At 71.5% G+C, this 23724-nt stretch carries 18 protein-coding genes, 1 tRNA gene and 1 pseudogene; 9 read left to right on the top strand and 11 right to left on the bottom strand.

Annotation, left to right across the window (positions count from 1 at the left end):
• Positions 1–125: 125 nt before the first annotated feature.
• Together G3573_RS01530 and G3573_RS01525 are read right to left on the bottom strand one after the other, a co-directional pair.
• Entirely contained in the window at positions 126–1478 is a 1353-nt protein-coding gene (locus tag G3573_RS01530; protein WP_163259086.1) for a 3-hydroxyacyl-CoA dehydrogenase, read from the bottom strand.
• 83 nt (positions 1479–1561) lie between these two features.
• On the bottom strand, positions 1562–1789 hold the full coding sequence (locus tag G3573_RS01525; RefSeq protein WP_163259085.1) for a helix-turn-helix transcriptional regulator: 228 nt from the start codon (positions 1787–1789) through the stop codon (positions 1562–1564).
• Positions 1790–2031: 242 nt separating this feature from the next.
• Between G3573_RS01525 and G3573_RS01520 the strand changes: the two genes are divergently transcribed.
• A complete protein-coding gene (locus G3573_RS01520) occupies positions 2032–4095 on the top strand; it encodes a S46 family peptidase (protein WP_163259084.1) in 2064 nt (687 codons plus the stop codon).
• Positions 4096–4201: 106 nt separating this feature from the next.
• Here G3573_RS01520 and G3573_RS01515 read toward each other — a convergent pair whose 3' ends face one another.
• Entirely contained in the window at positions 4202–5053 is an 852-nt protein-coding gene (locus G3573_RS01515; protein WP_163259083.1) for a dienelactone hydrolase family protein, read from the bottom strand.
• A 404-nt stretch (positions 5054–5457) separates the two neighbouring features.
• On the opposite strand from G3573_RS01515, the gene G3573_RS01510 reads away from it, so the two are divergent.
• From G3573_RS01510 to G3573_RS01495, 4 genes are read left to right on the top strand one after another with little or no spacing between them, the layout of a single operon-like run.
• Positions 5458–7251, top strand: a complete 1794-nt coding sequence (locus G3573_RS01510) for a non-ribosomal peptide synthetase (protein WP_163259082.1) — start codon at positions 5458–5460, stop codon at positions 7249–7251.
• A 19-nt stretch (positions 7252–7270) separates the two neighbouring features.
• A complete protein-coding gene (locus G3573_RS01505; RefSeq protein ID WP_163259081.1) occupies positions 7271–8524 on the top strand; it encodes a cytochrome P450 in 1254 nt (417 codons plus the stop codon).
• A gap of 3 nt (positions 8525–8527) precedes the next feature.
• On the top strand, positions 8528–9163 hold the full coding sequence (locus G3573_RS01500; RefSeq protein WP_163259080.1) for a 4'-phosphopantetheinyl transferase superfamily protein: 636 nt from the start codon (positions 8528–8530) through the stop codon (positions 9161–9163).
• A 28-nt stretch (positions 9164–9191) separates the two neighbouring features.
• A complete protein-coding gene (locus tag G3573_RS01495; protein WP_163259079.1) occupies positions 9192–13175 on the top strand; it encodes a non-ribosomal peptide synthetase in 3984 nt (1327 codons plus the stop codon).
• Positions 13176–13190: 15 nt separating this feature from the next.
• Here G3573_RS01495 and G3573_RS01490 read toward each other — a convergent pair.
• The 5 genes from G3573_RS01490 to G3573_RS01470 all read right to left on the bottom strand — a co-directional run bounded on the left by G3573_RS01490 (position 13191) and on the right by G3573_RS01470 (position 16816).
• Positions 13191–13276, bottom strand: a tRNA-Leu gene (locus G3573_RS01490).
• Positions 13277–13483: 207 nt separating this feature from the next.
• The gene (locus G3573_RS01485) at positions 13484–14959 is read right to left on the bottom strand and encodes a M20/M25/M40 family metallo-hydrolase (protein ID WP_163259078.1); all 1476 of its coding nucleotides are present in this window, start codon (positions 14957–14959) and stop codon (positions 13484–13486) included.
• Between the two features lie 84 nt (positions 14960–15043).
• On the bottom strand, positions 15044–15946 hold the full coding sequence (locus G3573_RS01480) for a fatty acid desaturase (RefSeq protein ID WP_205598004.1): 903 nt from the start codon (positions 15944–15946) through the stop codon (positions 15044–15046).
• A 164-nt stretch (positions 15947–16110) separates the two neighbouring features.
• On the bottom strand, positions 16111–16548 hold the full coding sequence (locus tag G3573_RS01475; protein WP_163259076.1) for a hypothetical protein: 438 nt from the start codon (positions 16546–16548) through the stop codon (positions 16111–16113).
• Positions 16549–16558: 10 nt separating this feature from the next.
• Positions 16559–16816 (bottom strand): hypothetical protein, encoded by a 258-nt coding sequence (locus G3573_RS01470; RefSeq protein ID WP_163259075.1) that lies wholly within the window; start codon positions 16814–16816, stop codon positions 16559–16561.
• A 162-nt stretch (positions 16817–16978) separates the two neighbouring features.
• On the opposite strand from G3573_RS01470, the gene G3573_RS01465 reads away from it, so the two are divergent.
• Both G3573_RS01465 and G3573_RS01460 read left to right on the top strand, forming a co-directional pair.
• Positions 16979–17254, top strand: coding sequence for a hypothetical protein (locus G3573_RS01465; RefSeq protein ID WP_163259074.1), 276 nt, complete (start codon positions 16979–16981; stop codon positions 17252–17254).
• A gap of 311 nt (positions 17255–17565) precedes the next feature.
• The gene (locus G3573_RS01460) at positions 17566–19044 is read left to right on the top strand and encodes a DEAD/DEAH box helicase (RefSeq protein WP_163259073.1); all 1479 of its coding nucleotides are present in this window, start codon (positions 17566–17568) and stop codon (positions 19042–19044) included.
• Between the two features lie 72 nt (positions 19045–19116).
• On the opposite strand, the gene G3573_RS01455 is transcribed toward G3573_RS01460, so the two are convergent.
• Complete coding sequence (locus G3573_RS01455) at positions 19117–20436, bottom strand: outer membrane protein transport protein (protein ID WP_346427322.1); 1320 nt, start codon at positions 20434–20436, stop codon at positions 19117–19119.
• 145 nt (positions 20437–20581) lie between these two features.
• Positions 20582–21334: a molybdopterin-binding protein gene (locus G3573_RS01450; RefSeq protein WP_163259072.1), complete on the bottom strand. Its 753-nt coding sequence runs from the start codon at positions 21332–21334 to the stop codon at positions 20582–20584.
• A gap of 103 nt (positions 21335–21437) precedes the next feature.
• On the opposite strand from G3573_RS01450, the gene sfsA reads away from it, so the two are divergent.
• The gene (gene sfsA, locus G3573_RS01445) at positions 21438–22145 is read left to right on the top strand and encodes a DNA/RNA nuclease SfsA (RefSeq protein WP_163259071.1); all 708 of its coding nucleotides are present in this window, start codon (positions 21438–21440) and stop codon (positions 22143–22145) included.
• A gap of 16 nt (positions 22146–22161) precedes the next feature.
• Positions 22162–22974 carry a type I methionyl aminopeptidase gene (gene map / locus G3573_RS01440; RefSeq protein WP_163259070.1) on the top strand — a complete coding sequence of 271 codons (813 nt, stop codon included), beginning with the start codon at positions 22162–22164 and terminating at the stop codon, positions 22972–22974.
• 171 nt (positions 22975–23145) lie between these two features.
• Here map and G3573_RS01435 read toward each other — a convergent pair.
• A pseudogene (locus G3573_RS01435) lies at positions 23146–23724 on the bottom strand (DNA repair protein RecN); the annotation flags it as partial.

The following is a 23724-nucleotide window of genomic DNA, read 5'->3' as shown; positions in this document are numbered from 1 at the left end:
TTAAACCTAAAATATCTGCCCGCGAGTCGTCCAGTGCGATCTCTAACCCTCTCCCCCACGGGCGGAGAGGGCAGGGTGAGGGGCCGTTCCGCTGCACGACGGCTGATGTCGAGTTTCCCCTACCCTCACCCTGCCCTCTCCCGCCCAGGCGGGAGAGGGTTCAAGAAATCAGATCTTTCCAGCGTCCCCTCGAAGCTCGACCCTTCCGCCGCCAGCCGTTCCAGCAGCGGCGCGAGGCGCCAGCCGTACACCCGCACCCGCTCCGCCACCGTCGGCAAGCCGACCGTATCGGCGTAAAACATCGGGCCGCCGCGGGCCTTGGGGAAGCCGTAGCCGCGGGTCCAGACCACGTCGACGTCCGACGCTCGCAGCGCGATCCCCTCCTCCAGCAGCTGCGCGCCCTCGTTGATCAGGGCGTACAGGCAGCGCTCGCGGATCTCGTCGTCCGTCACCGCGCGCCGCTCGATCCCGAGCCCGGCGGCGGCTTCGGCCAGGACGGCGTCGACCTCCGGATCGGGCGTCCGAGCGCGCGTCGCCGCGTCGTAGCGGTAGAAGCCCGCCCCGGTCTTCTGGCCGTAGCGGCCGCGCTCGAACATCAGCCGCGCTGGGAGGAAGAAGCTGGGATCGCTCGGCGGGTTCGGCTGCTCGGCGCGCACGCGCACGCCGACGTCGATGCCGGCCAGGTCCGCCACCGCCAGCGGGCCCATGGCCATGCCGAACGCCTCCAGCGCACCGTCGACCTGGGCCGGCGAGGCGCCCTCCAGCAGGAGGCGCTGCGCCTCACGGCCGTAGGGCTGCAGCATGCGGTTGCCGATGAAGCCGAAGCCCACGCGCGAGACCACGCCGACCTTGCCGATCGCCTCGGTGACCGCGAAGGCCGACGCCAGCGCCGCGTCCGACGTCTTCTCCGCGCGCACGATCTCGACCAGCGGCATGACGTTGGCCGGGCTGAAGAAGTGCAGGCCCAGCACCCGCTCGGGATGGCCCGTCGCCGCCGCGATCCCGTCGACGTCGAGGCTGGAGGTGTTGGTGGCCAGCAGCGCGTCGGGACGGCAGACCGCCTCCAGCTCGCCGAACACCTCCTTCTTGAGCGCCATGCCCTCGAACACCGCCTCGATCACCAGGTCGGCGTCGGCGAAGCGGGCCCAGTCCTGGGTCGCCTCCAGTCGGCCCAGGCGCGCCTGCGCCTCGTCGGCGCTCAGCCGGCCGCGCTCGACCGAGCGCTGGAAAATTCCGGAGATGGATTTCTGCCCGCGCGCAAGGCCGGCCGCGTCGACATCCAGCAGGACGACCTCGAAGTCCGCGTTGAGGAAGCTGGCCGCGATCCCCGCGCCCATCGTACCGGCACCGACCACGCCCACGCGCCGGACCGGCGGCGCTTTCGGCGCGGTCCAGCCGGGCAGCGTGCGGGCGGCGCGTTCGGCCGCCTCCAGATGGCGCAGGGCGTCAGCCTGTCGTTCCGGTGTGATCTCCAGCATCGCCTCGCCTCCCCAAGCCGCCCCTGTCTAGCGTCGGGGCGGCGGCGCGGTCGAGACCAAGGCTCGGTATCAGACCAGAGGATTTAGGCTGGCGTGATGAGGCCGATGCGGATCGCCTCGACCACCATGTGCGTGCGGTTGCGCGCGCGGGTCTTCAGGCGGACCTGATCGATGTAGCGCTCCACCGTCCGGGGCGCGATGGCCAGTTCCTGCGCCACCTCCTTGGACGAGAGGCCGGCCGCCAGCAGGCGCAACACCTGTGACTCCCGCTGGGTGAGTTGAGCGAGCAGTTGCGGCTCCCGGCTCAGCATGAACTTTCTCTCCATCCACCTGGAAGCGGAAAAGGAACCAAGGTCATTCACGAAGAACCATGGCCGTAATGGAAGCGGTAAGCTTCACCGTTCGCCACTTCGCCGCCACATTCGTGCGGCGCAGGCAGTCTAACCGGAGCCGACGAGCGCAGGTTCCTTGGCCGTCATAATCGCAACACCTTGAGCATTCGGGGTTTGCGGCCACGCTGGCGGCGACCGTCCGGCCACGCTAAGCAGACGGCATGACCGTTCGCACCCTCGCGGCCGCCGCCGCCCTGCTCGCCTTCGCCGCCCCCGCCATAGCCGGGGAAGGCATGTGGACCTTCGACGCCTTCCCGATCGCCAAGGTGAATCAGGCGCTGGGCACCAAGATCGACCAGGCCTGGCTGGACCGCGTGCGAAGCGCCTCGGTGCGCATTCCGGGCTGCTCGGCGTCGCTGGTGTCGCCGGACGGCCTGATCCTGACCAACAACCACTGCGTCATCTCCTGCGCCCAGAACCTGTCGACGCCGCAGCAGGATTTCGTGGCGAACGGCTTCTCGCCGAAGACCCGCGAGGAGGAGCGCAAGTGCCCCGGCATGACCGCCGAGGTGCTGACCGAAATCACCGACGTCACCGCCCGGGTGCAGGGCGCGGCGGCCGGCAAGACCGGCAAGGCCTTCACCAAGGCCCGCGACGCCGAAATGACCGCCATCGAGCAGGAGGCCTGCGGCGCCGACAAGACCACCCGCTGCCAGGTGGTCAGCCTGTACCGCGGCGGCCAGTTCAAGCTGTATCGCTACAAGCGCCACACCGACGTGCGTCTGGCCTTCTCGCCGGAGCACGCGGCGGCGGCGTTCGGCGGCGATCCGGACAATTTCAACTTCCCGCGCTTCGCGGTCGACGCCGGCTTCCTGCGCATCTACGGCGCCGACGGCAAGCCGCTGTCCACGCCGGGTCACCTGAAGTGGAACGCCTCCAGGCCGACCGCCGGCGAGCCGGTGTTCATCGCCGGCAACCCGGGCGCCACCTCGCGCCTGCTGACCCAGAGCCAGCTCTCCACCCTGCGCGACGTCACCCTGCCGCTGGAGCAGACCACCCGCTCGGAATTCCGCGGCCGGCTGCTGCGCTTCCGTGAAGAGAGCGAGCAGAACCGCTTCATCTCGGCCGACACGCTGGACGGCGTCGAGAACCGCTACAAGCGCGGCCGCGGCCAGCAGCGCGCCCTGATCGACCCGGCCTTCATGGCCGGCAAGGCGCGCGAGGAGGCCGACCTGATCGCCCGCGTCCAGGCCGACCCGGCGCTGAAGGCCGAGATCGGCGATCCGTGGACGGACATCGCCGCGGTGCAGGACGACTACGCCGAGCTGTATCCCGCCTACTACTTCCTGGAGTCCGGCGCCGGCGGCGGTTCGGACCTGTTCGCCAAAGCGCGCGACCTGGTGCGCGCCGCCCAGGAGCGGGCCAAGCCGTCGGCCGACCGCCTTCCGGAATACGCCGACTCCCGCCTGCCCCTGCTCGAGAAGCAGCTGCTGGACGCCAAGCCCTCCTATCCGGAGCTGGAGGCCCTGCAGCTCGGCTTCTGGCTGTCGAAGACCCGTGAATTCCTGACGGCCGACGATCCGCGCGTGCGCCGTCTGCTGGGCAAGGAGTCGCCCGAGGCCCTGGCCCAGCGCGCCGCGCAAGGCACCAAGGTCGGCGACCCGGCCTTCCGCAAGGCGCTGTGGGACGGCGGCCTGGCCGCCGTGCAGGCGTCGGACGATCCGATGATCCGCCTGGCCCTGGCCATGCAGGACGACGCCCGCACCGCCCGCAGCCAGTGGGAGGAGCGCGTCCAGGGCCCGACCGACCGCGCCGCCGAGCAGCTGGCCCGCGCCCGCTTCGCCGTCTACGGCACCGACGTTTATCCCGACGCCACCGGCACGCTGCGTCTCTCCTGGGGCCGTATCGAAGGCTGGGAGCAGGACGGGAAAATGATCGGTCCGTTCACCACCTGGTCGGGCCTGTTCGACCGGGCGACCGGCTCGGAGCCGTTCGTGCTGGCCAAGCAGATCGAGGCCGCCAAGGGCAAGCTCCCGGCCGACGGCGTGATGGACATGACCGTGTCGACCGACACCATCGGCGGCAGCTCCGGCTCGCCGGCGGTCAACGCGAAGGGCGAGCTGATCGGGGCCAACTTCGACTCGACCTTCCTGACCCAGCGCAACGCCTTCGGCTACGACCCGCGGGTGAACCGCTCGGTCGTGGTCTCGGCCGCGGCGATCACCGAAGCGCTCGACAAGGTCTACGGCCAGCAGCGGCTGGTGAAGGAGCTGACCGGGCGGTGATGTCCCGTCGAAGACCGCTCGTGATCGCCGCCGGACAATCCGGGTAGCGCGCACGCCTGGTCTTCGAGGCGGCGCAACCGGGTCGCCGGCGCGCGAGAGGGAAAGCTCAATCCTGGCGCCCGGAAGGCGGTGGCGCCGGGGTCTTCAGCCAGGTGATGAACTCCGCATGGGCGCGGTCAGTGGCGGCGGGATCGAACTTGAAGGTCGAGCCCGCCGACTGGACCCGTTCGTCGAAGGCGTGCGTGACGCCTGGAAACACGACCGTCTCGACCTTGGAGCCCCCGTTGCGCGCCCGTTCCACCATCGGGCCGCAACCCGCCGCGCTCTGCACCGTATCGTGCTCCGCAAACACGAAGCGGACGCCACCCTTCCACGTCCAATCCCGGCGGCCGCCCTGGGAAGGGAAGCCGCACCAGGGGTAAGTGAAGTAGGTGGCCTCGACATCGGCCATGGTCGTGCTGAAGCTTCCGTCGCCTGGGTCACGCAGCGTGACCAGATCCCCGACCGCCCAGCCGCCGTGGCTCCAGGACGCGATGCGCAGGTGCTGATGGTCGACCCGGGCGTCAGCCTCCAACAGGTCGAGGGCGGCCAGGACGTCGGCGGCGCGGCGATAGCCCTGGAGCCGGAGACCTGTGCACACCCGCCTTCGGGCCCAGGGCGCCTCCCACTCGCGGGGCGCATAGCTGTCGAGAATGGCTGCGGCCCATCCGGCCTCGACAGCCGAGCGGGCGTATTCGTCCATGATCGGGTTCGGACCTTTCTCTCCGTGCAGTCCCCCGCACCCATGAACGAGCAGAACGGTCGGGAACGGGCCGGCCCCCGGCGGCGTCACCAGTTCCAGCCCCGGAGCCAGAAGCCGTGCGTGGCTCGCCCGGGCGGGAGCCGCGAGGAACCGGGGATTTCTCATGTACCGGTCGTAGGTAACGGCCGCAGCGCCCGCCGCGGCCAGCAGCGCCAACCCGAGCGCCGTCACCACCCACCTGCGGATAGGTCTCACGAGTCTCTCCTGGCTCCGCGCTTCAGGAAGGACGATCCCGAACGCCGCGGGTCAACCGCCCGGTCGTCGTCTCGGTCGCGGCGATCACCGAAGCGCGCGGCCAGCCCCCGGCGCGCAAGCGGAGCGGCGTCACGCGTTACGATCTGCAACATGCGTAACACTGTGGCGCCGGCGCCCGCCGCCATTTGAACTCGCGGTGCGGTGGAACCCGCTGGTTTCAGCGACGGTTAGCAGCACAGTTTCAGTCGCGTCGCCTTCCGCGTGGTCAAAACCCGTAAAGAGGGGCGTCCAGCATGCTTTCAGGGGGTTTCGCGTCCGGAATCCGGGCGGCGGCTGAACTTGCGCCCGCGCCACCCGAAACAACCGTGCCGCAACGCGTCGCGGCCTGCTCCAGACAGGCGCCGGAGGCGCCGGCCCTGGAGTCCGGCCACGGACACATGACCTACGGCGAACTGGTCCGCGCGGCGGACCGGCTGGCGGCCTATCTGCGCCGCCTGGGCGCCGGGCCCGACGTGCCGATCGGTCTCTGTCTTCCCCGCTCGTTCGAGCGCGTCGTCGCCGCCCTGGCGATCTGGCGCGCCGGCGCGGCCTTCGTGGCGCTGGACCCGGACTGGCCGAAGGACCGTATCCGCGCCCTGCTCGACGACGCCGGCGCGCCGGTGGTCGTCGCCGAACTGTACATCGCCGACCAACTGGCGGGTCCGGGCCGCGCGTCCGTCGCGTTCGAGCGGGACGCCTCGGCCATCGACGCCTGCCCGCCGTTCGAGGCCGTCTCGCCTGAGGCCGACGCCCTGGCCTATCTGGTCTACACCTCCGGCTCGACCGGCGCCGCCAAGGGCGTGGAGATCACGCACGGCGCCCTGCTCAACCTGGTGCTCTGGCATCAGGCCGCCTTCGGGACCGGCCCGAACGACCGCGCCAGCCACGTCGCCGGCCTGGGCTTCGACGCCGCGGTGTGGGAGCTCTGGCCCGCCCTGGCCGCCGGCGCCACCGTGGTGCTGGCCGACGACGACGTGCGCACCTCGCCGCAGGCGCTGGGCGACTGGCTGGTCCGGCAGCAGATCAGCACCGCCTTCGTGCCGACCACCCTGGCCGAGCCGCTGCTGACCCGTTCCTGGCCGGCCGACACCGCCCTGCGCTTCCTGCTGACCGGCGCGGACACGCTGCACAGCTATCCGCCGGCCGGCCTGCCCTTCGCCCTGGTGAACAACTACGGCCCGACCGAATGCACGGTGGTGGCGACCTCCGGCGTGATCGCGCCCGAGGCCGGCGACGCCGTCCTGCCGTCGATCGGCCGCCCGATCGCCGAGACCCAGATCCATCTGCTCGATTCCGACGGCGAGCCGGTGGCCGACGGCGGGGTCGGCGAGATCTACATCGGCGGCACGGGCGTGGGTCGCGGCTATCGCAACCGCCCGGACCTGACCGCCGAGCGGTTCGTGCCCGATCCCTTCAGCGACCGGCCCGGCGCGCGACTCTATCGCACCGGCGACCTCGGCCGGCGGCGCCCGGACGGCCAGATCGAATTCCACGGCCGGATCGACGACCAGGTGAAGATCCGCGGCCACCGGGTCGAGCCCGACGAGGTCGCCGCCGCCCTGAACCGCCACCCCGGCGTGGCCGCAAGCGCTGTCGTGGCGCGCGAGGTCGGCTGCCAGCGCAGCCTGGCGGCCTACGTCGTCGCGGCCCAGGCCCCGCCGCCCGATCCGACGGCGCTGCGCGAATTCCTGGCCGTGCTGCTGCCGGAGTACATGCTGCCGGGCAGCTTCACCGCGCTTTCCGCCCTGCCGCTCACCGCCAACGGCAAGCTGGACAAGGCGGCCCTGCCGGAGCCCGGCTACGCCGACCTGGCCGGCCTCGCGCCCACACGGGAGCCGCAGACCCCGACCGAAGCGCGCCTGGCGGAGATCGTCGCGGCGGTGCTCGGCCTGGAGCGGGTCGGCGTCGACGACAACTTCTTCCTGCTCGGCGGCCACTCCCTGCTGGCCACCCAGGTGGTGATGCGCGCCCGCGAGGCGTTCGGGGTGGAGGTGACGCTCCGCCACCTGTTCGAGGCCAAGACCGTGACCCGGCTGGCCGAGGCGGTCGAAGGCCTCCTGCTCGAAGCGCTGGAAGCCATGAGCGACGAGGAAGCGCTGCGCCTTGCGGCGGCGGACTGACGAAGCGGAGCCGGACCGGATGAACATTCACCCGCGCGCCCAGTCGGACGACGCCGACCTGAGCCTCTACCAGCTGCTCGACCCGCAGGTGCTGGCCGACCCCTATCCGCTCTACCGGACGATGCGCGAACGCGACCCGGTGCACTGGGACCCGTTCCTGCACGCTTGGGTGGTGACCGGCCACGCCGAGGTGCAGGCGGTGCTGCAGAAGTGCTCGTCCGAGCGCACGCCCACCCCGGAGCAGCTGGAGGCCATGGGCCTGCACGCCCTGACTCCGATCGCCCAGGTGCTGGTGCGCCAGATGCTGTTCAAGGACGGCGACGCCCACACCCGGCTGCGCGGCCTGTGCCTGGCCGCCTTCACGCCCAAGCGCGTCGCGGCCCTGCGCCAGCAGGTCCAGGACATCGCCGACGACCTGATCGACAAGGCGGCCGACAAGGGCCGCATGGACGTGATCGCTGACTTCGCCAGCCCGTTGCCGGCGATCGTCACCGCCGGCCTGCTGGGCGTGCCGGCCGCCGACTGGGAGCAGTTGAAGACCTGGTCCACCGACTTCGCCGAGGTGCTCGGCAACCTGCAGCACAATCCCGACCGGGCCGAACGCAGCCTGAACTCGATCGAGGAGATGACCGCCTACTTCCGCGCGGCCCTGCGCAACCAGCAGAGCTCCCCGCGCGAAGGCCTGCTGCACGCGCTGGCCACCGCCGAGGTCGACGGGGCGCGGCTCAGCGAAGAGGAAGTGGTCGCCAACGCCATACTGATCATGACCGGCGGCCAGGAGACCACCACCAACCTGATCGGCAACGGCTTGCTGACCCTGCTGCGTCGGCCCGAGGAGCTGGCCCGGCTGCGCGACTGTCCGGCGATCATGCCGACCGCGATCGAGGAGCTGCTGCGCTTCGAAAGCCCGACCCAGCACACCGCCCGCATGGTCGCCGAGGACATGCTGGTCGGCGGCAAGCTGCTGCGCAAGCGCGACGCGGTGATGGCCGTGATGGCCGCCGCCAACCGCGACCCGGCCCGCTTCCGCGATCCGGACGAGCTGGACCTGACGCGCGCCGACAACAAGCACCTGTCGTTCAGCTGGGCCGCGCACTTCTGCTTCGGCGCGCCGCTGGCCCGGATGGAGGGCCAGATCGCCTTCACCACCCTGCTACGGCGGCTGCCCGACCTGGCGCTGGAGCCGCAGCCCCTGCACTGGCGCGAGAACCTGGCTCTGCGCGGGCTGAAGGCGCTGCACGTGTCGTTCGGCCCGGCCCTGCCCGCGGCCTGACCGGTGTCCGCCGCCGTCCACGCCTACTGGGTCGACCTCGACGCGATGCGCGGCGATCTCGCCCGGTTCACCGACCGCCTCGGCCGCGACGAACAGGAGCGGGCGGAGCGATACCGCTTCGACCGCGACCGGCGCCGCTTTCTGCTGCGCCGCGGCGTGCTGCGCGAGCTGCTGTCGCGCTACGTCGACGTCGCGCCCGAACGCCTGGTCTTCGACCACAACGACTTCGGCAAGCCGTCGCTGCCGCACTGCGACGTGCGCTTCAACCTCTCCCATTCGCACGGCCTGGCGCTGTTCGCGGTGGCGCGCGGCCGCGAGGTCGGCTGCGACGTCGAGCGACGCGATCCCCGCCACGCCTCGGCCGAGATCGCCGAGCGCTGGTTCCCGCCGGCCGAGGCGCGGGCGCTGCACACGTTGGAGCCGGGCGGGCGGCTGCGCCGGTTCTTCGAGAGCTGGACCTTGATGGAGGCGCTGGGCAAGGCCCGCGGCGTCGGCCTGGCGGAGGCGGCGGCGGACGGCGCGGACGCCGACGGCCAGGACTGGACCACCCACCCGTTCGAACCGGCCGCGGCCTTCCAGGCCTGCGTCGTCGCACAGGGGCGCTGCGCGGTGCGGGTCGAACGGCTGCAGCTGGACTGAACCCACGGGATCTTTCGACGGGGCTGGCATGACGGAGTCGATCGCGCTTTCGGCGGGCAAGCGCCTCCTGCTGGAGAAGCTTCGGCGCGGCGAGGGCGCGCGGACGGCGGACGTCCTGCCGACCCGGCCGGCCGGCGAGCCCCTGCCCCTGACGCCCGAGCAGACCCACGTCTGGCTGCACGGGTCGATGGCCCCGCACCTGCCGCTCTACAACGAGCCGATCACCATTCATCGTCGCGGCGCCTTCGACCACGCGGTGTTCGAGGCGGCCTTCAACGAGCTGATCCGCCGCCACGAGATCTGGCGCACCGCCTTCGTCGCCACCAACGGCGAGGTGGTGCAGGAGGTCCGCCCCCAGCTGCGCGTCGAGCTTCCGATCACCGACCTGACCCACCTGCCCGAGCGCGAGCGCGAGGCCGAGGCCGTGCGGCTTGCGACCGAGGAGGCGCGCCGGCCGATCGACCCGACGCGGGCGCCGCTGATGCATCCGCGGCTGGTGAAGCTCGCCGACGACGATCACCGGCTGTTCCTGCCGCTGCACCACCTGGTGTTCGACGGCGTGACCCTGAACCGGGTGCTGCTGCCCGAGTTCGCGGCCATCTACGCGGCGCTGGCCGCCGGCCGCGAACCGGACCTGCCCGCGCTTCCTCTGCAGTACGGCGACTACGCTTGCTGGCGGACGCAGCGCCTCGAAGGCGCCGCCCTGGAGATGCAGCTGTCCTACTGGCGCGAGCGTCTGGCGGACTTGCCCGCGCTGGAGCTGGCCGGCGACCGGCCGCGCCCGCCCGCGACCAGCCATGCGGGCGGGTCGGAGACCTTCAGCCTGACGCCGGACTTCACCGCCAGCCTGCGCGAGTTCTGCCGACGCGAAAACGTCACCGCCTACGCGACCCTGCTGGCCGCCTTCAAGGCGCTGCTGCACCGCTACACCGGCCAGGACGACCTGGCCGTCGGCAGCGTCGTCGACACCCGCACGCGCCCCGAGCTGCAGCGGCTGATGGGCTATTTCCTGAACAGCGTGGTGCTGCGCACCCGACCCGCCCGCGACCGTCCGTTCCGGGACTATCTGGCCGAGGTGCGCGAGACGGCGCTGGCCGCCATGGCCGCGGCCGAGGCGCCGTTCGACCGGGTGGTGCGCGAGCTGGCGCCGCAGCGCGATCCCGGCCGCCATCCCCTGTTCCAGGTGATGTTCTCCATGCAGCCCCAGGCGCCCAGCATCGACGGCTGGGACCTGACCCAGATGGAGGTCGACACCGGCGTCTCGAAGTTCGACCTGTTCCTCGAGGTCGAGGAACGGCCTGACACGGTGATCGGCCGGTTCGTCTACAGCGCCGACCTGTTCGACGCGGCCACCGTGCGGCGCATGATCGACGGCTGGACCGCCCTGCTGGAGGCCGCCGTAGCCAGGCCCGACCGTCCGCTGGGCGATCTGCCGGCGGCGCCGGACGCGGAGATCCGGCGGCTGCTGGTCGACTGGAACGACACCGCCCGCCCCTGCCCGCAGACCACCGTCCACGGCGCGATCGAGGCGCAGGCCCTGCGCACGCCCGACGCCGTAGCCGTGGAATTCGAGGACGGCGCGACCTGGACCTACGCCCAGCTGGACGCTCGGGCCGAGCGGCTGGCGGCGCGCCTGGCCGCGGCGGGCGCGAAGCGTGGACAGCTGGTCGCGGTCTGCCTGGAGCGCTCGTTCGACCAGGTCGCCGGCCTGCTGGCGGTGATGAAGACCGGCGCGGCCTACCTGCCGCTGGATCCCGCCCTGCCGCCGGCCCGCCTGGCTTTGCTGACGGAAGAGGCCGGGGCCATGCTCGCCCTGACCCAGCGCAGCCTGGCCCCGCAACTGCCGAAGACCGTGCGCACGGTGCTGTGCGACGCCCGCGCCGCCCTGCCGGCCCTGGGCCGCCCGAGCGTCGAGGTCGGGCCGCAGGACGTCGCCTACGTGCTGTTCACCTCGGGCTCGACCGGCAAGCCCAAGGGCGTCGAGATCCCGCACCGGGCGGTGGTCAACCTGACCCGCGCGCTGCAGGAAGCCCCGGGCTTCGGGCCGGCCGACACCATGCTGGCCCTGGCGCCCCTCACCTTCGACGCGTCGGTGGCCGAGCTGTTCCTGCCGCTGGTCACGGGCGGGCGCACCATCCTGGCCACGCGCGACACCGCCGCCGACCCGGCCCGCCTGGCGACCCTGATCCAGGCCACCGGCGTGACCACCGTGGCCGCCACGCCCACCACCTGGCGCTCGCTGCTGGACGAAGGCTGGGCCGGCGGAGCGGGCCTGCGGATCTTCTGCGGCGGCGAGGCCCTGACCCGCGAGCTGACCGAGCAGCTGCTGCCGCGCTGCGCCGAGCTTTGGAACATGTATGGGCCGACCGAGGCGACGGTCTATTCGGCCATCCAGCGGATCACGGCGGGGGAAGACGGCCCCGTGCCGATCGGCCGGCCGATCGCCAACGCGCGGCTGTTCGTGCTGGACGCGGGCGGCGCCCCGGCGCCGGTCGGCGTGCCGGGCGAGCTCTACATCGGCGGCGCGGGCGTGGGCCTGCGCTATCGCAACCGCGAGGACCTGACGGCCGAACGCTTCGTCACCCGCGCGGTCGCGCCCGGCGACACGCTCTACCGCACCGGCGACATCGCCCGCTGGCGGGCCGACGGCACGGTCGAGTGCCTGGGCCGGCGCGACGACCAGGTGAAGGTGCGCGGCTTCCGCATCGAGCTCGGCGAGGTCGAGGCGGCGGTGGCCGCCTGTCCGGGCGTCGGCGCCGCCGCGATCAAGGCCTCGCCCGACGTCAGCGGCGCGCTCAGCCTGACCGCCTTCGTGGCCGGCCGCCCCGGCGCGGCGACGCCCGATCCCGGCGAACTGCGCCGCCGGCTGGCCGAAGCCCTGCCCGACTACATGGTTCCCGCCCGCGTCGTGGTGCTGCCGGCCCTGCCGACCACCAACAGCGGCAAGGTCGACCGGCAGGCGCTGAAGGCGCCCGAGCCGACCGCCGCGCCGGCCGCCGACTTCATCGCGCCCAAGGGCAATATGGAGCGCAAGCTGGCCGCGATCTGGGCCGAGGTGCTGGGCGTCTCCAGGGTCGGCGCGCTGGACAGCTTCTTCGCCCTGGGCGGCCACTCGATCCTGGCGGCCAAGCTGCTGCGCCGCATCGAGGTCGCGTTCGGCAAACGGCTGACCTTGTCCGACGTGTTCCGCGCGCCCGACGTGCGCCGCATGGCCGGCGTGCTGGCCGCCGCCGGCGCCCCGGCGCGGCCGCGGGTGAACGACATCCAGCCCGGCGGCACGCGCCCGCCGCTGTTCTGGCTGAACGGCGGGGCGCTGTTCTGGCCGCTGGCCAACGCGCTCGGCAAGGACCAGCCGTTCCTGGGCCTGCGCCGCGACACCGCCGTACCCCTGCCGGAGAACTTCAGCCTGGCCGAGCTGGCCCCGCAGATGATCCAGGCCATGCGCGCGATCCAGCCGCAGGGCCCCTACTTCGTCGGCGGCTGGTGCGCCTGGGGCGTGCTGGCCTACGAGACCGCCCGCCAGCTCACAGCCGAAGGCCAGGACGTCGGCCTAGTGCTGATGCTGGACCCGCCGCATCCGGGCGAGCGGCGCGCCGTGGGCCGCATGGCCATGGCCGCCAGTAAGCTGCGCCTGCACGCCGGCCAGATCGCGCGCCGGCGCGGGACCGAGCGCTGGGCCTACCTGCGCGACCGGCTGGACGGCGCGGTCGGGCGCCTGGAAGAAGCGCTGGACCCGGCCGAGGTCGGCCAGCAGTCGCGGTTCGGCGCCACCATCGGCAAGGCCTGCCTGCGCTACGAGCCGCAGCCCTACGACGGCGCCGTCGCCCTGTTCATTCCCGAGGAGCGGCCCGACGTCGAAGATCCCGGGCGCGCCTGGGCGCCGCTGGTCAGCGGCCCCTACTCCGCGCTGGACCTGCCCGGCGACCACGGCTCCATGCTCAAGTCGCCCCAGGTCGAGGTGCTGGCCTCGGCCATGGACGAGGCGCTGCGCGCCGCGCGGCGGGCCAGATAGCACTCAGATTTCAGGTGGTGCGGACGGTCGGACTCGAACCGACACTCGCTTACGCGAAGCGGATTTTAAGTCCGCTGCGTCTACCATTTCGCCACGTCCGCTGAGGCCCCCGGCTCCGGTGATCACACCAGAGCCGTGCGGCGCGGACGCTAGCAGGGCGGCCCGTCCGGCGGAAGCGTGGCGACGGCCGAAGCGTGGGCAAAAAAAAGAGGCCCGATACGCTTGGAGCGCCGGAGCCTCGGAGAGTTTATGCACAGCGTCATCAGAACGCCCGAAGGCTCGGTGCGTTCCGCGATTACCTGCGATTTCTAGTGCGCAGCCGCCGGGGCTGGCGCCGCATTGCGGAAGTCCACGTCGCTGTCGGCGATCAGCCACAACAGGGCGGCCCACGCGGCGACGTTCTGGTCCAGAGACTTAGGATCGACCCGGTCGATTACGTCGTCCGGCGTATGGTGTACGTCGAAATAGTCAGACCCGTCTTGGTTGAGGCGGAAGGCGGGCACGCCCAGCTTGGCCATCGGGCCGATGTCGGGGCCGCCGCCTTCGCCCGGCTCGTTGCTCGGGATCACCTTGATCGGGGCCAGCACCTGGGCCGCGGTCTTGGCGAAGTCGGCCGGGGCGCCGGCGGGCAGGCCGAAGCTGTAGATCACGTTGGCGCCGAAGTCGCTCTCGCTGGCCGCCACGTGCTTGCCCAGGCTGTCCTTGTGGGTGTTGGCGTAGGCGTTGCCGCCCGACAGGCCCGGCAGCGGGAACGGCTGGCTCAGCTCTTCAGAGCCGAACCACACCACGCGGATGGTGCGCTTGGGCGCCTGCGGCAGCTCGGCGATCAGCTTGGCGGCGGCGGTGGTGATGGCCACGCCCGAGGCGTCGTCGATCGCGCCGGTGCCCTTGTCCCAGCTGTCCAGGTGGCCGCCGATGACGATCACCTCGTCCGGACGCTCGCGGCCGCGGATTTCGGCCACGACGTTCTGCGAGCGGCCGATCTGGGCCGGCGAGCTGGCTTCCGAGTACAGGCGCAGCTTCACCGGGCCGCCGCGGGCGGCGACGCGGGCCAGCTGCTCGGCGTCCGGCGGCGACACGGCGAAGGCCGGGATGCCGCCCTCGACCCGCTTGGTCGAGCCGGTGTGCGGGAAGCGGTGGTCCTCGGTGCCGGCCGAGCGCAGCACGAAGGCGATCGCGCCGCGCTCACGGGCGGCTTCCGGGCCGTTGGAACGGATGTTGGAGATCGGGCCGTAGCCGGCGCCGTCGGTCACCCGGGCCATCGGCTGCAGCACCACGGCGATCTTGCCGTTGAGCGAGCCCTTCGGCGCGTCCAGCAGGGCCTGGTAGGTGTCGAACAGCACGGCCTCGGCTTCGATGCCGCCGGCCGGGGTGGCCGGCGAACCGCCGAGCGCGGTGATCACCAGCGGCTGCGGGAAGGGCGCGACGATCTCGCCGTGCTCGGCCCCGCGCACCCAGGTGTGCAGCGGGAAGTCCTGGATCTCGACGTTGGTGAAGCCCAGCTTCTTCAGCTCCTGGGCGCCCCACTCGGCCGCCGACCGCTCGGCCGTGCCGCCGGCCGGACGCGGGCCGAAGCGAGTGGTGATCTCTTCGACCAGCGAATAGGCGATCGAGCCCTTCATGGCCTTGTCGCGCAGCTGGGCCGCGGTCTCGGCGTAGGGCAGCGGCGCCTGGGCGGCGGCCGCGGCCGGCGCGGTCTTCTTCGGCTTGGCCTCAGCGACCGGCGCGGCGAGTACGGCGCCGGCGGCGAGCGCCAGCGCGAGACGAGAAACTTTCACGGACACGCGTCCCTCCCGAGAACTTGTTGGCAGGGAACCTATTCGGCTCCGCCGTCTCCCCGCAAGGGCGCGCGGCGTCCCGCCTGTTCGTCAGGCCGCCGGGCTCGAGGTCGCCCGCCCGCGCAGGTCGCGGAAGGCGATCAGGCGCCCCGTCTCTTCATCCCACAGCGCCAGCCGGACGCTGCGCACGCTCTCGATCAGGCCGAGCCGACCGCACGTCGCCAGCTCCGGCCGGTCGCGCAGCACCTCGCGCAGGCGGTAGAACGGGATGCGGCTGTTGAGGTGGTGGACGTGGTGCACGCCGATGTCGGCGGTGAACCAGCGCAGAGGCTGGGGCAGGTCGTAGTACGAGCTGCCGTGCAGCGCGGCCACGTGCAGGTCCCAGTCGGCGTCCCGGGCCCAGAAGGTCCGCTCGAACTGGTGCTGCACGTAGAACAGCCAGACTCCGGCGGTGGCGGCCAGCATCAGGGTGACAAAATAGGCCAGCAGGAACGCCTTCGCCCCGAACAGCGCGGCGCCCGCGGCGGCGAAGCCGACGAACGCCAGGTTCGTGCCCATGGCGCTGCCCCACGGGCGCCAGCCCTTGCGCATCAGCCCGAACGGCACCCGTTGCTGCAACAGGAACAGGTAGGCAGGCCCCAGGCCGAGCTGCACCAACGGGTGGCGGAACAGGCGGTAGCGCAGCCGCCGCGGCCACGACAGGGCGAGGTAATCGGCCACGGCAAGGGTCTCGATGCCGCCAAACGCGTCCCGCTCCAGATTGCCTGAACCGGCGTGATGCGAGGCGTGCAGCCGTCGCCAGCAGTCGTACGGGGTCAAGGTGAGCACCCCGGCGACACGCCCGACCCAATCGTTGGTCGCGCGCCGGCGGAAGAAGGCGCCGTGACCGCAGTCGTGCTGGATCATGAACAGCCGCACCAGGAAGGCCGCGGCCGGAATCGTCAGCAGCAGTCCCCACCACCAGTCCCGGGCTAGCGCCGCCCAGGCGAGCATCCAAAGCAGCGCCAGGGGCCCGGCGGTGAGCGCGAGTTCTGTCCAGCTCCGGAGTGGGTCAGGATCACGGTAGCGGACGAGGTCACGGGCGAGTTCGCGCGGGTCGACTGGGACCGCGCGCGGCCTACCGTCGGTGTGAATGGTCGGGCTTTCGCGCGAGCCGCTCAGCGGGGTCGATGGTCCCAGGCGTCCCATAGGCGCTTGGCTTCGTGGATGAATTGGTCGGCGTAACCGGCGGTGTCCGTATAATCCTGCTCGTACGCCCCCAGCGGCGGATGCGGAGAGAACACCTCCTGTAGATGCAACAGAAGGTCGGGCCGCTCGCGGGCCAGTTCGGCGATCAGCACCGCCAACACCCGCTCGTGCGCGAGAACGCGCCGTTCCAGATCGGTCTCTTCCCGAGGCTTGAAGCTCTTCGGCGGAACTGGGCTCGCGGGCGCGGGTTCAGGAGCCCGGTTCGCCGATAGACGGCTTTTCCGCTCGGCTTCGTTGCGTGCGTCGCGGCGATCGGTTTCAGCGTAGCGGGCGTCCTCCTGGGCCGTGCCGCGCCTTGCATGTTCGCCTTCGCTCTGGTCGCGCGGGTCGTCTTGCATGATGCGCACCTCAAACTCGTCACTCGACGGCGGGCCACGGTCCCTTGTCGCCGTGGACGAGGGATCGGGTGGCCGCGAGGCCTCCAGAGATCCTCCGCCAGGTCTCGGTCGCCGCTCGGCCCGCCTTGTCCGAAGCGAACTCCGGCTTGGCGAAAACCGCTTCCAGATCGTCGAGCAGACCGGGGTCCCGAACCGACAGGACGGCCACCAAAGTGCTCAGGAGCCGCTCAGCCGCCACGAGTCGCTGTTCCAGGTCGGGGATGCTCTGTTGCTCCATCGGTGCTCCAGCCCGCCGGTCAATCAATCAGGCTCTGATGAGAACGCCCGGCCGCGTGGACCGTTCGTAACGAAGGGCGGGAATTGCACGCCTGCTGGCGCCGTCGCCGGGCGAGGCCACTTGAGAAACGACGGCAGGGGCGTCTGCCCCGGAAAGGCGTTCATGCGCTACGAGATACAGTTTCAGTATCGCCGCAAGGGCGGCGCCTTGCCGGAGCGGCTGGACGTGCCGTTCGCGTTCAGCCCCGAAGCCCTGCCGGCGCTGCTGCCGGCCGCCGGCGACCACGTCATGCTCGGCGGCGAGGATCCTCTCGTCCGCTATGTCGAGAGCCGAATTTACATGTACGCTGGCCAAGGCGCCGAGCAGACCTGTACGATCAACATCGTCCTCACGGATTCGGAGATGGAAGGCCTCGCTTCGCTCATCGCCAAGGGCTGAGCCGACGTTCGCGTCGCGCGGCGGCGCCCGGCAGGCGACGGGTGCGCGCCGACCGCCGCGCCGCTTTTCTTGACTTTCCGACCGTCAGGGTCCATTTGGCCCCCATCGCATTTTGCGAGCCTCCGGTGCTCCAGCCGCGTGAGGGTCGACGACGCTTCGTCGACTTGCCTGTCGAGCGCCGTATCCATCCAAATCTTCGATCGCCCATGCACGCGGGGCGTCGCCCCGAAACGCCCCGACGCTCGGAATCCTTCGAGCCAGCGGGGACGCCGGCGCGTTCGCGCGTCCGGCGCATGCGAAAGACATTCATTTTGAAGACGTTCCAAGACCTCGGCCTGTCGAAACCCATCCTCCAGGCCCTGGCCCAGGAAGGCTACGAGACGCCGACCCCGATCCAGACCCAGGCCATCCCGCTGGTGGCCTCCGGCCGCGACCTGCTGGGCATCGCCCAGACCGGCACCGGCAAGACCGCGGCCTTCGCCCTGCCGATGCTGCACCGCCTGGCGGCCGACCGTAAGGCGCCGCTGCCGCGCACCTGCCGGGCGCTGATCCTGTCGCCCACCCGCGAACTGGCCAGCCAGATCGCCGAGAGCTTCAAGTCCTACGGCCGCAACCTCGGCATGAGCGTCGCGGTGGTGTTCGGCGGCGTGAAGTACGGCCCGCAGGAGCGCGCCATGTCGCGTGGCGTGGACGTGCTGGTGGCCACCCCCGGCCGCCTGCTCGACCACATGTCGCAGCGGACCATCGACGTCTCGGCCACCGAGATCTTCGTGCTCGACGAGGCCGACCAGATGCTCGACCTCGGCTTCGTGAAGCCGATCCGCCAGGTCGTCGCCAAGCTGTCGAAGAACCGCCAGAACCTGTTCTTCTCGGCCACCATGCCGGGCGAGATCGGCAAGCTGGCCGGCGAGCTGCTGAAGGACCCGGCCAAGGTCGAAGTGAAGCCGGCCGCGACCACCGCCGAAAAGGTCGAGCAGCAGGTGCTGTTCGTCGAGCAGGTGCGCAAGCGCGCCCTGCTGTCGGAGCTGTTCTCGGATCCGAAGTTCACCCGCACCCTGGTCTTCACCAAGACCAAGCACGGCGCGGACAAGGTCGCGGCCTATCTCGAGGCTGGCGGCGTCGAAGCGGCGGCCATCCACGGCAACAAGAGCCAGGCCCAGCGCGAGCGCGCCCTCCAGGCCTTCAAGGACGGCCGCGTCCGCGCCCTGGTGGCGACCGACATCGCCGCCCGCGGCATCGACGTCGACGGCGTCACCCACGTGGTCAACTTCGAACTGCCCTACGTGCCGGAAGCCTACGTCCACCGCATCGGCCGCACCGCGCGCGCCGGCGCCTCGGGCGTGGCCGTCAGCCTGGTGGCCGACGACGAGCGCAAGCTGCTGAAGGACATCCAGCGCGTCACCCGCCAGACCATCCCCTCGTGGGATCGTCGCAACGACCGCGCGCTGGGCGCCCTGGACGCGGCCATCCTGGCCGCCAATCCGGGCCGCAAGCCCAAGACCCCGGAGCTCGTGGAGCAGCCGCGCGGCCAGGGTCGTCCCAAGCGCGACCGCACCCACCACGCCGAAGGGCGCGACCGCACCCACCACGCTGAAGGCGCGCCGCGGGCCAAGTACGACCCGATGGCCGGCGAGTTCGGCGCGGCCAAGCCGGAAGGCGGCCGTCCCGAAGGCCAGCGCGCTCCCAAGCGCGGCGGCAGCTACCGTCCCAAGCGCCGTCGCTTCGGCCAGGGCGGCGGGAACGGCGGCGGCGGCGGCGGCGGCCAGGGCCGTCGTAACGCGGCGGACTGATCAGTCCCTGCAAAGCAAAAAGGCGGCGAGAGCGATCTCGCCGCCTTTTCTTTTGGCCCGACGCCCGCGCCCTCAGAACCGCCAGCGCCCGCCGACGGCCATGACCACGGCGTGGCCCTCCACGGTGCCCGCCAGCACCACCGGCGTGGCGGCGGGCGTACCCTCGTAGAAGGTGGTCTCGCGGTTGATGTTCGACTCGTCGAAGTGGACGTAGGCCAGGCCCGCGTCGACCAGCACGTTCTCGACCGGGGTGAAGGTGCCGCCGACGCCGAACAGCAGGCGGTCGCCGTCGGGCACGCGCGGCGAGCGGTTGCCGTCGGGCGTCGGCGTCGGGTCGTACTGGATGCCCGCGCGGCCGGTCACCGTCGGCGTGAAGGCGTAGTCCACGCCCAGCGCCACGGTGGTGGTGTCGTCATAGTCCTGCGGCGACACCTGCTGCGTCGTCCCCAGGTCGATGCGGATGGCGTCGAACTCGCTCCAGCCGACCTCCTGCACCTGCAGGCTGATGGTGGCCTGGTCGGTCGCCGCCCAGCGCCCGCCCAGGGTGGCGATCCACGGCGTGGAGAAGGTGGCGGTCGCCGAGCGGGCGCCGTTCTGGCCGGCCAGCGACCCGAGGAAGTTGGTGAAGGTGGCGGTGCCGTCGAGTTCATGGTCCAGGCTCGACCGGTAGCTCGCGCCGATGTCGACGGAGCCGATCTTGCCCATCACGCCGGCCGTCCAGCCCCACTCCCAGCCGTCGCCCGACAGCTCGACGAAGGCGTCGTTCGGGATCACCAGACGGCCGCCCACAACCGTCGGCAGGTTGGGCGAAGCGTTCGAAAGGGTCGCGTCGGCGTACTGGGCGTCGGCGGCGAGGGCCACGGTCCAGGCGTCAGTGATCCGCCAGGCGCCGGTCATCTGGATGTCGACCGTGTTCAGGCGCGACTTCACCGCCTCGTAGCGGGCCCACGAGTCGAAGCTGTACTTGGTGGTGAAGTTGAAGGGCGCGTTGACCGACAGGCCCAGGGCGAACTTGTCGCCGACCGGCGTGGAGACGGCCAGGTTCGGCACGACGCCGTTCAGCAGCGGGCCGAACGCGCGGGGCTGGCCGCCCACCGGCGCGACCGGCACCACCGGCCGGTCGATGGTCGAGCCCTGGTCGTCGACCTTGGTCTCCGGCAGGACGCCGAACACGCCGGCGTAGACCTCGCGCGGGGCGCCGCCGATCGCGGCGGGGTTCCACCACAGCGAGGCCGGGCCAGCGTCGGCCGCCTCGCCGGAAAAGGCCCGGCCGAGGCCGCGCACGGACTGTTCCTGGATGTAGAAGCCGGCCGCCTGGGCCTGACCCGCGAGGAGCGACGCGCCCCCGATCAGGGCGGCGACGGATACGGACCGACGTACGAGACTGGACACTGGGCGCTCCCTCCTACAGGCGGCGCGCCCCCTACGCTCGCATTGAGGTACAAACCTCCGCGACTCGGCGCCGGTTGCGCGCGAGGACGTCGGAGCTCAGCGTCTGTGGCGCGGCGGACGCACCCCGCGTGGCGCTCGCGAGTCCTCAGGCGTCCACGACCTCCGCCTTCGGCACGCCGGCTTCGCGCAGCAGGTCGAGCAGCTCCCGCGTGGCCGCGTCCACCGCCGCGACGTCTCGACCTCCGACGACCAGTTTCACGCCCCAGCCGCCCTCGGCGAAGCGGGGGTAGCTGCCGAAGGACAGGTCGGGGCGAGCCCGGGCCGCCGCCTCGAGCGGGGCGGCCAGCAGGCCCTCCCCTGCCCCGCTCACCACCGCCGCGCGTTCGACCTTCACCCGCCCGGTCCGCATCCGCGGGCGCACGTCGTCCAGCATGGCCGTCATGATCTGCGGCACGCCGGCCAGGACGAAGACGTTGTCGATCTGGAAGCCCGGCGCGTCGCTGACCGGATTGCGGATCAGGGTCGCCCCTTGCGGGATGCGCGCCATGCGCCGCCGCGCGGCGTTGAAGTCGCCGTCATAGCGCCGCTCGAGGATGGCCAGGGCCTCGGGGTGGAACGGCAGGTCCACGCCGAAGGCCGCCGCCACCGCTTCGGCCGTGACGTCGTCGTGGGTCGGGCCGATGCCGCCGGTGGTGATCACGTAGTCGTAGCGGGCGCGCAGGGCGTCGAGCGCCTCCACGATCCGGTCGTGGCCGTCGCCGACAGTGCGGGCCTCCTGCAGGTCGACGCCCAGGTCGGCCAGAAAGCGGGCGATGACGTTGAGGTTGGTGTCCTGGGTGCGGCCGGAGAGGATTTCGTCGCCGATGATCAGGACGGCGGCGCTGGGCTGGTCGGACATCGTTTCGTTTCGCAAAGACACGGGGCTCGCTTCGCTCCGGCGCGGGCGGGCCGCGTCGTCAGGCGGGGATGACGGGACGAATAGTGGGGGCTAACACCCAGCCATGCAATTCGCCTCCCCCCTGGTCCGCGGCCGCCTGGTCCAGCGCTACAAGCGCTTCTTCGCCGACGTCGAGCTGGACGGCGGCGGGCTGGTCACCGCCCACGTGCCCAATCCGGGCGCCATGCTGGGCCTGAAGGCGCCGGGCCAGGCGGTCTGGCTGTCGAAGAGCGACGATCCCAAGCGCAAGCTGGCCCACACGCTGGAGATGGTGGAGGCCGGCCCGGGCCTGGTCGGGGTCAACACCATGCATCCCAACCGGCTGGGCGCGGAGGCCATCGCCGCCGGCCTGATCCCGGAGCTGGCCGGCTACGCCCGGCTGCGGCGCGAGGTGAAGTACGACACGGACAGCCGCATCGACATCCTGCTGGAGGACGACGCGCGGGCGCCCTGCTACGTCGAGATCAAGAACAGCCACTTCCTGCGCGAGCCGGGCGTGTCGGAGTTTCCCGACTGCGTCACGGTGCGCGGCGTGAAGCACCTGAAGGCGCTGGAGCGCATGGTCGAGGCGGGCCATCGGGCGGTCATGCTGTTCGTGATCCAGCGCACCGACTGCGATCTGTTCGACACGGCCGACGACATCGACCGCGCCTATGGCCCGGCCCTGCGCGACGCAGCCGCGCGGGGGGTGGAAGTTCTGTGCTACGGATGCCATCTGAGCCCCGAAGCCATCCGCCTGGAGCGTCCGCTCCGCTGGCGGTCGCGCCCGTAAGTCACCGGAAGCCGTCATGGAAACCGTCGAAGCGTCCGCCGAAGCGACCACCCGCACCAACGGCATCAAGCTGCACAAGCCCGAGGACTTCGAGGGCATGCGCCGCGCCGGCAAGCTGGCGGCGGACTGCCTGGACATGCTCACCCCCCACGTCGTGCCGGGGGCGAACACCGAGGCGCTGGACAAGCTGGCCCGCGACTTCGTGCTGGACCACGGCGGCCTGCCGGCCTGCCTCGGCTATCGCGGCTACCACCACACGGTCTGCATCAGCCCCAACCACGTGGTCTGCCACGGCATTCCGGGCGAGCGGAACCTGCGCGAAGGCGACATCGTCAACATCGACGTCACCGTCATCGTCGACGGCTGGCACGGCGACACCAGCCGCATGTACCCGGTCGGCGAGATCGCGCCCAAGGCGCGCCGCCTGATCGACATCACCTACGAGGCGCTGGACCTGGGCCTGGCCCAGGTGAAGCCCGGGAACACCTTCGGCGACATCGGCTGGGCCATCCAGCAGTACGTCGAAAGCCAGCGCTGCTCGGTGGTGCGCGACTTCTGCGGCCACGGCCTGGGCCGGGTGTTCCACGACAACCCCAACGTCCTGCACTTCGGCCGCAAGGGCGAAGGCGCGGTGCTGAAGCCGGGCATGTTCTTCACCGTCGAGCCGATGGTGAACCTGGGCAAGCCGCAGGTGAAGGTGCTGAACGACGGCTGGACCGCGGTGACCCGTGACAAGTCGCTGTCGTCGCAGTGCGAGCACTCGGTCGCCGTGACCGAGGACGGCGTGGAGATCTTCACCGCCAGCCCGATGTTCCGGCCGACGTTCTAAGCATCTCCTCCCCTGCGAAGCGGGGGAGGGGGACCATGCGAAGCATGGTGGAGGGGGCGAACCGCGCACGCGTAGTTCGCCCCTTATTCGTATCGGCAGCCGCTCGCCCCCACCACCGCCCTGCGGGCGGTCCCCCTCCCCCGCGGCTCCGCCGCAGGGGAGGAGAAAAGCTCACGCCATCAGCGCCCGCGCCGCCGCTCGCGCGGCTTCGGTGACCTCGGCGCCAGCCAGCATTCTCGCCAGCTCTTCCAGGCGCTCCTCGGCGGTCAGGGTGGCCACCGAGGTGCGCACGACGCCGGAAGCTTCGCGCTTGGCCACCTTCCAGTGGGCGTCGCCGCGGGCGGCCACTTGGGGCGAGTGCGTGACCACCAGCACCTGGCCGGCGCCGGCCAGGCGCTTCAGGCGCAGGCCCACCGCGTCGGCCACGGCGCCGCCGACGCCTTGATCCACTTCGTCGAAGATCATGGTCGCGCCCGCGCCACGGCCGGCCAGGGCCGCCTTCAGCGCCAGGGCGAAGCGGGCCAGTTCGCCGCCCGAGGCGATCGCGCCCAGGCCGCCGAACGGCGCGCCGGGGTTGGTGGCGATCTCGAACTCGATCCGGTCGGCGCCGTCGGGGCCGGCGCGCTCGGCCGCCAGCGGCTCGACCGCCACGCGGAAGCGCGCCTTCTCCAGTTTCAGCGGGGTCAGTTCGCCCATCACCACTTCGGCCAGGCGCGCGCCGGCGTCAGCCCGCGCCGCCGACAGCGTGCC

This window comes from Caulobacter sp. 17J65-9, assembly GCF_010975005.1.
Taxonomy (GTDB): domain Bacteria; phylum Pseudomonadota; class Alphaproteobacteria; order Caulobacterales; family Caulobacteraceae; genus 17J80-11.
The sequence above is the reverse complement of the archived record's forward strand: the minus strand, read 5'-3'. Positions and strand labels throughout refer to the sequence as shown.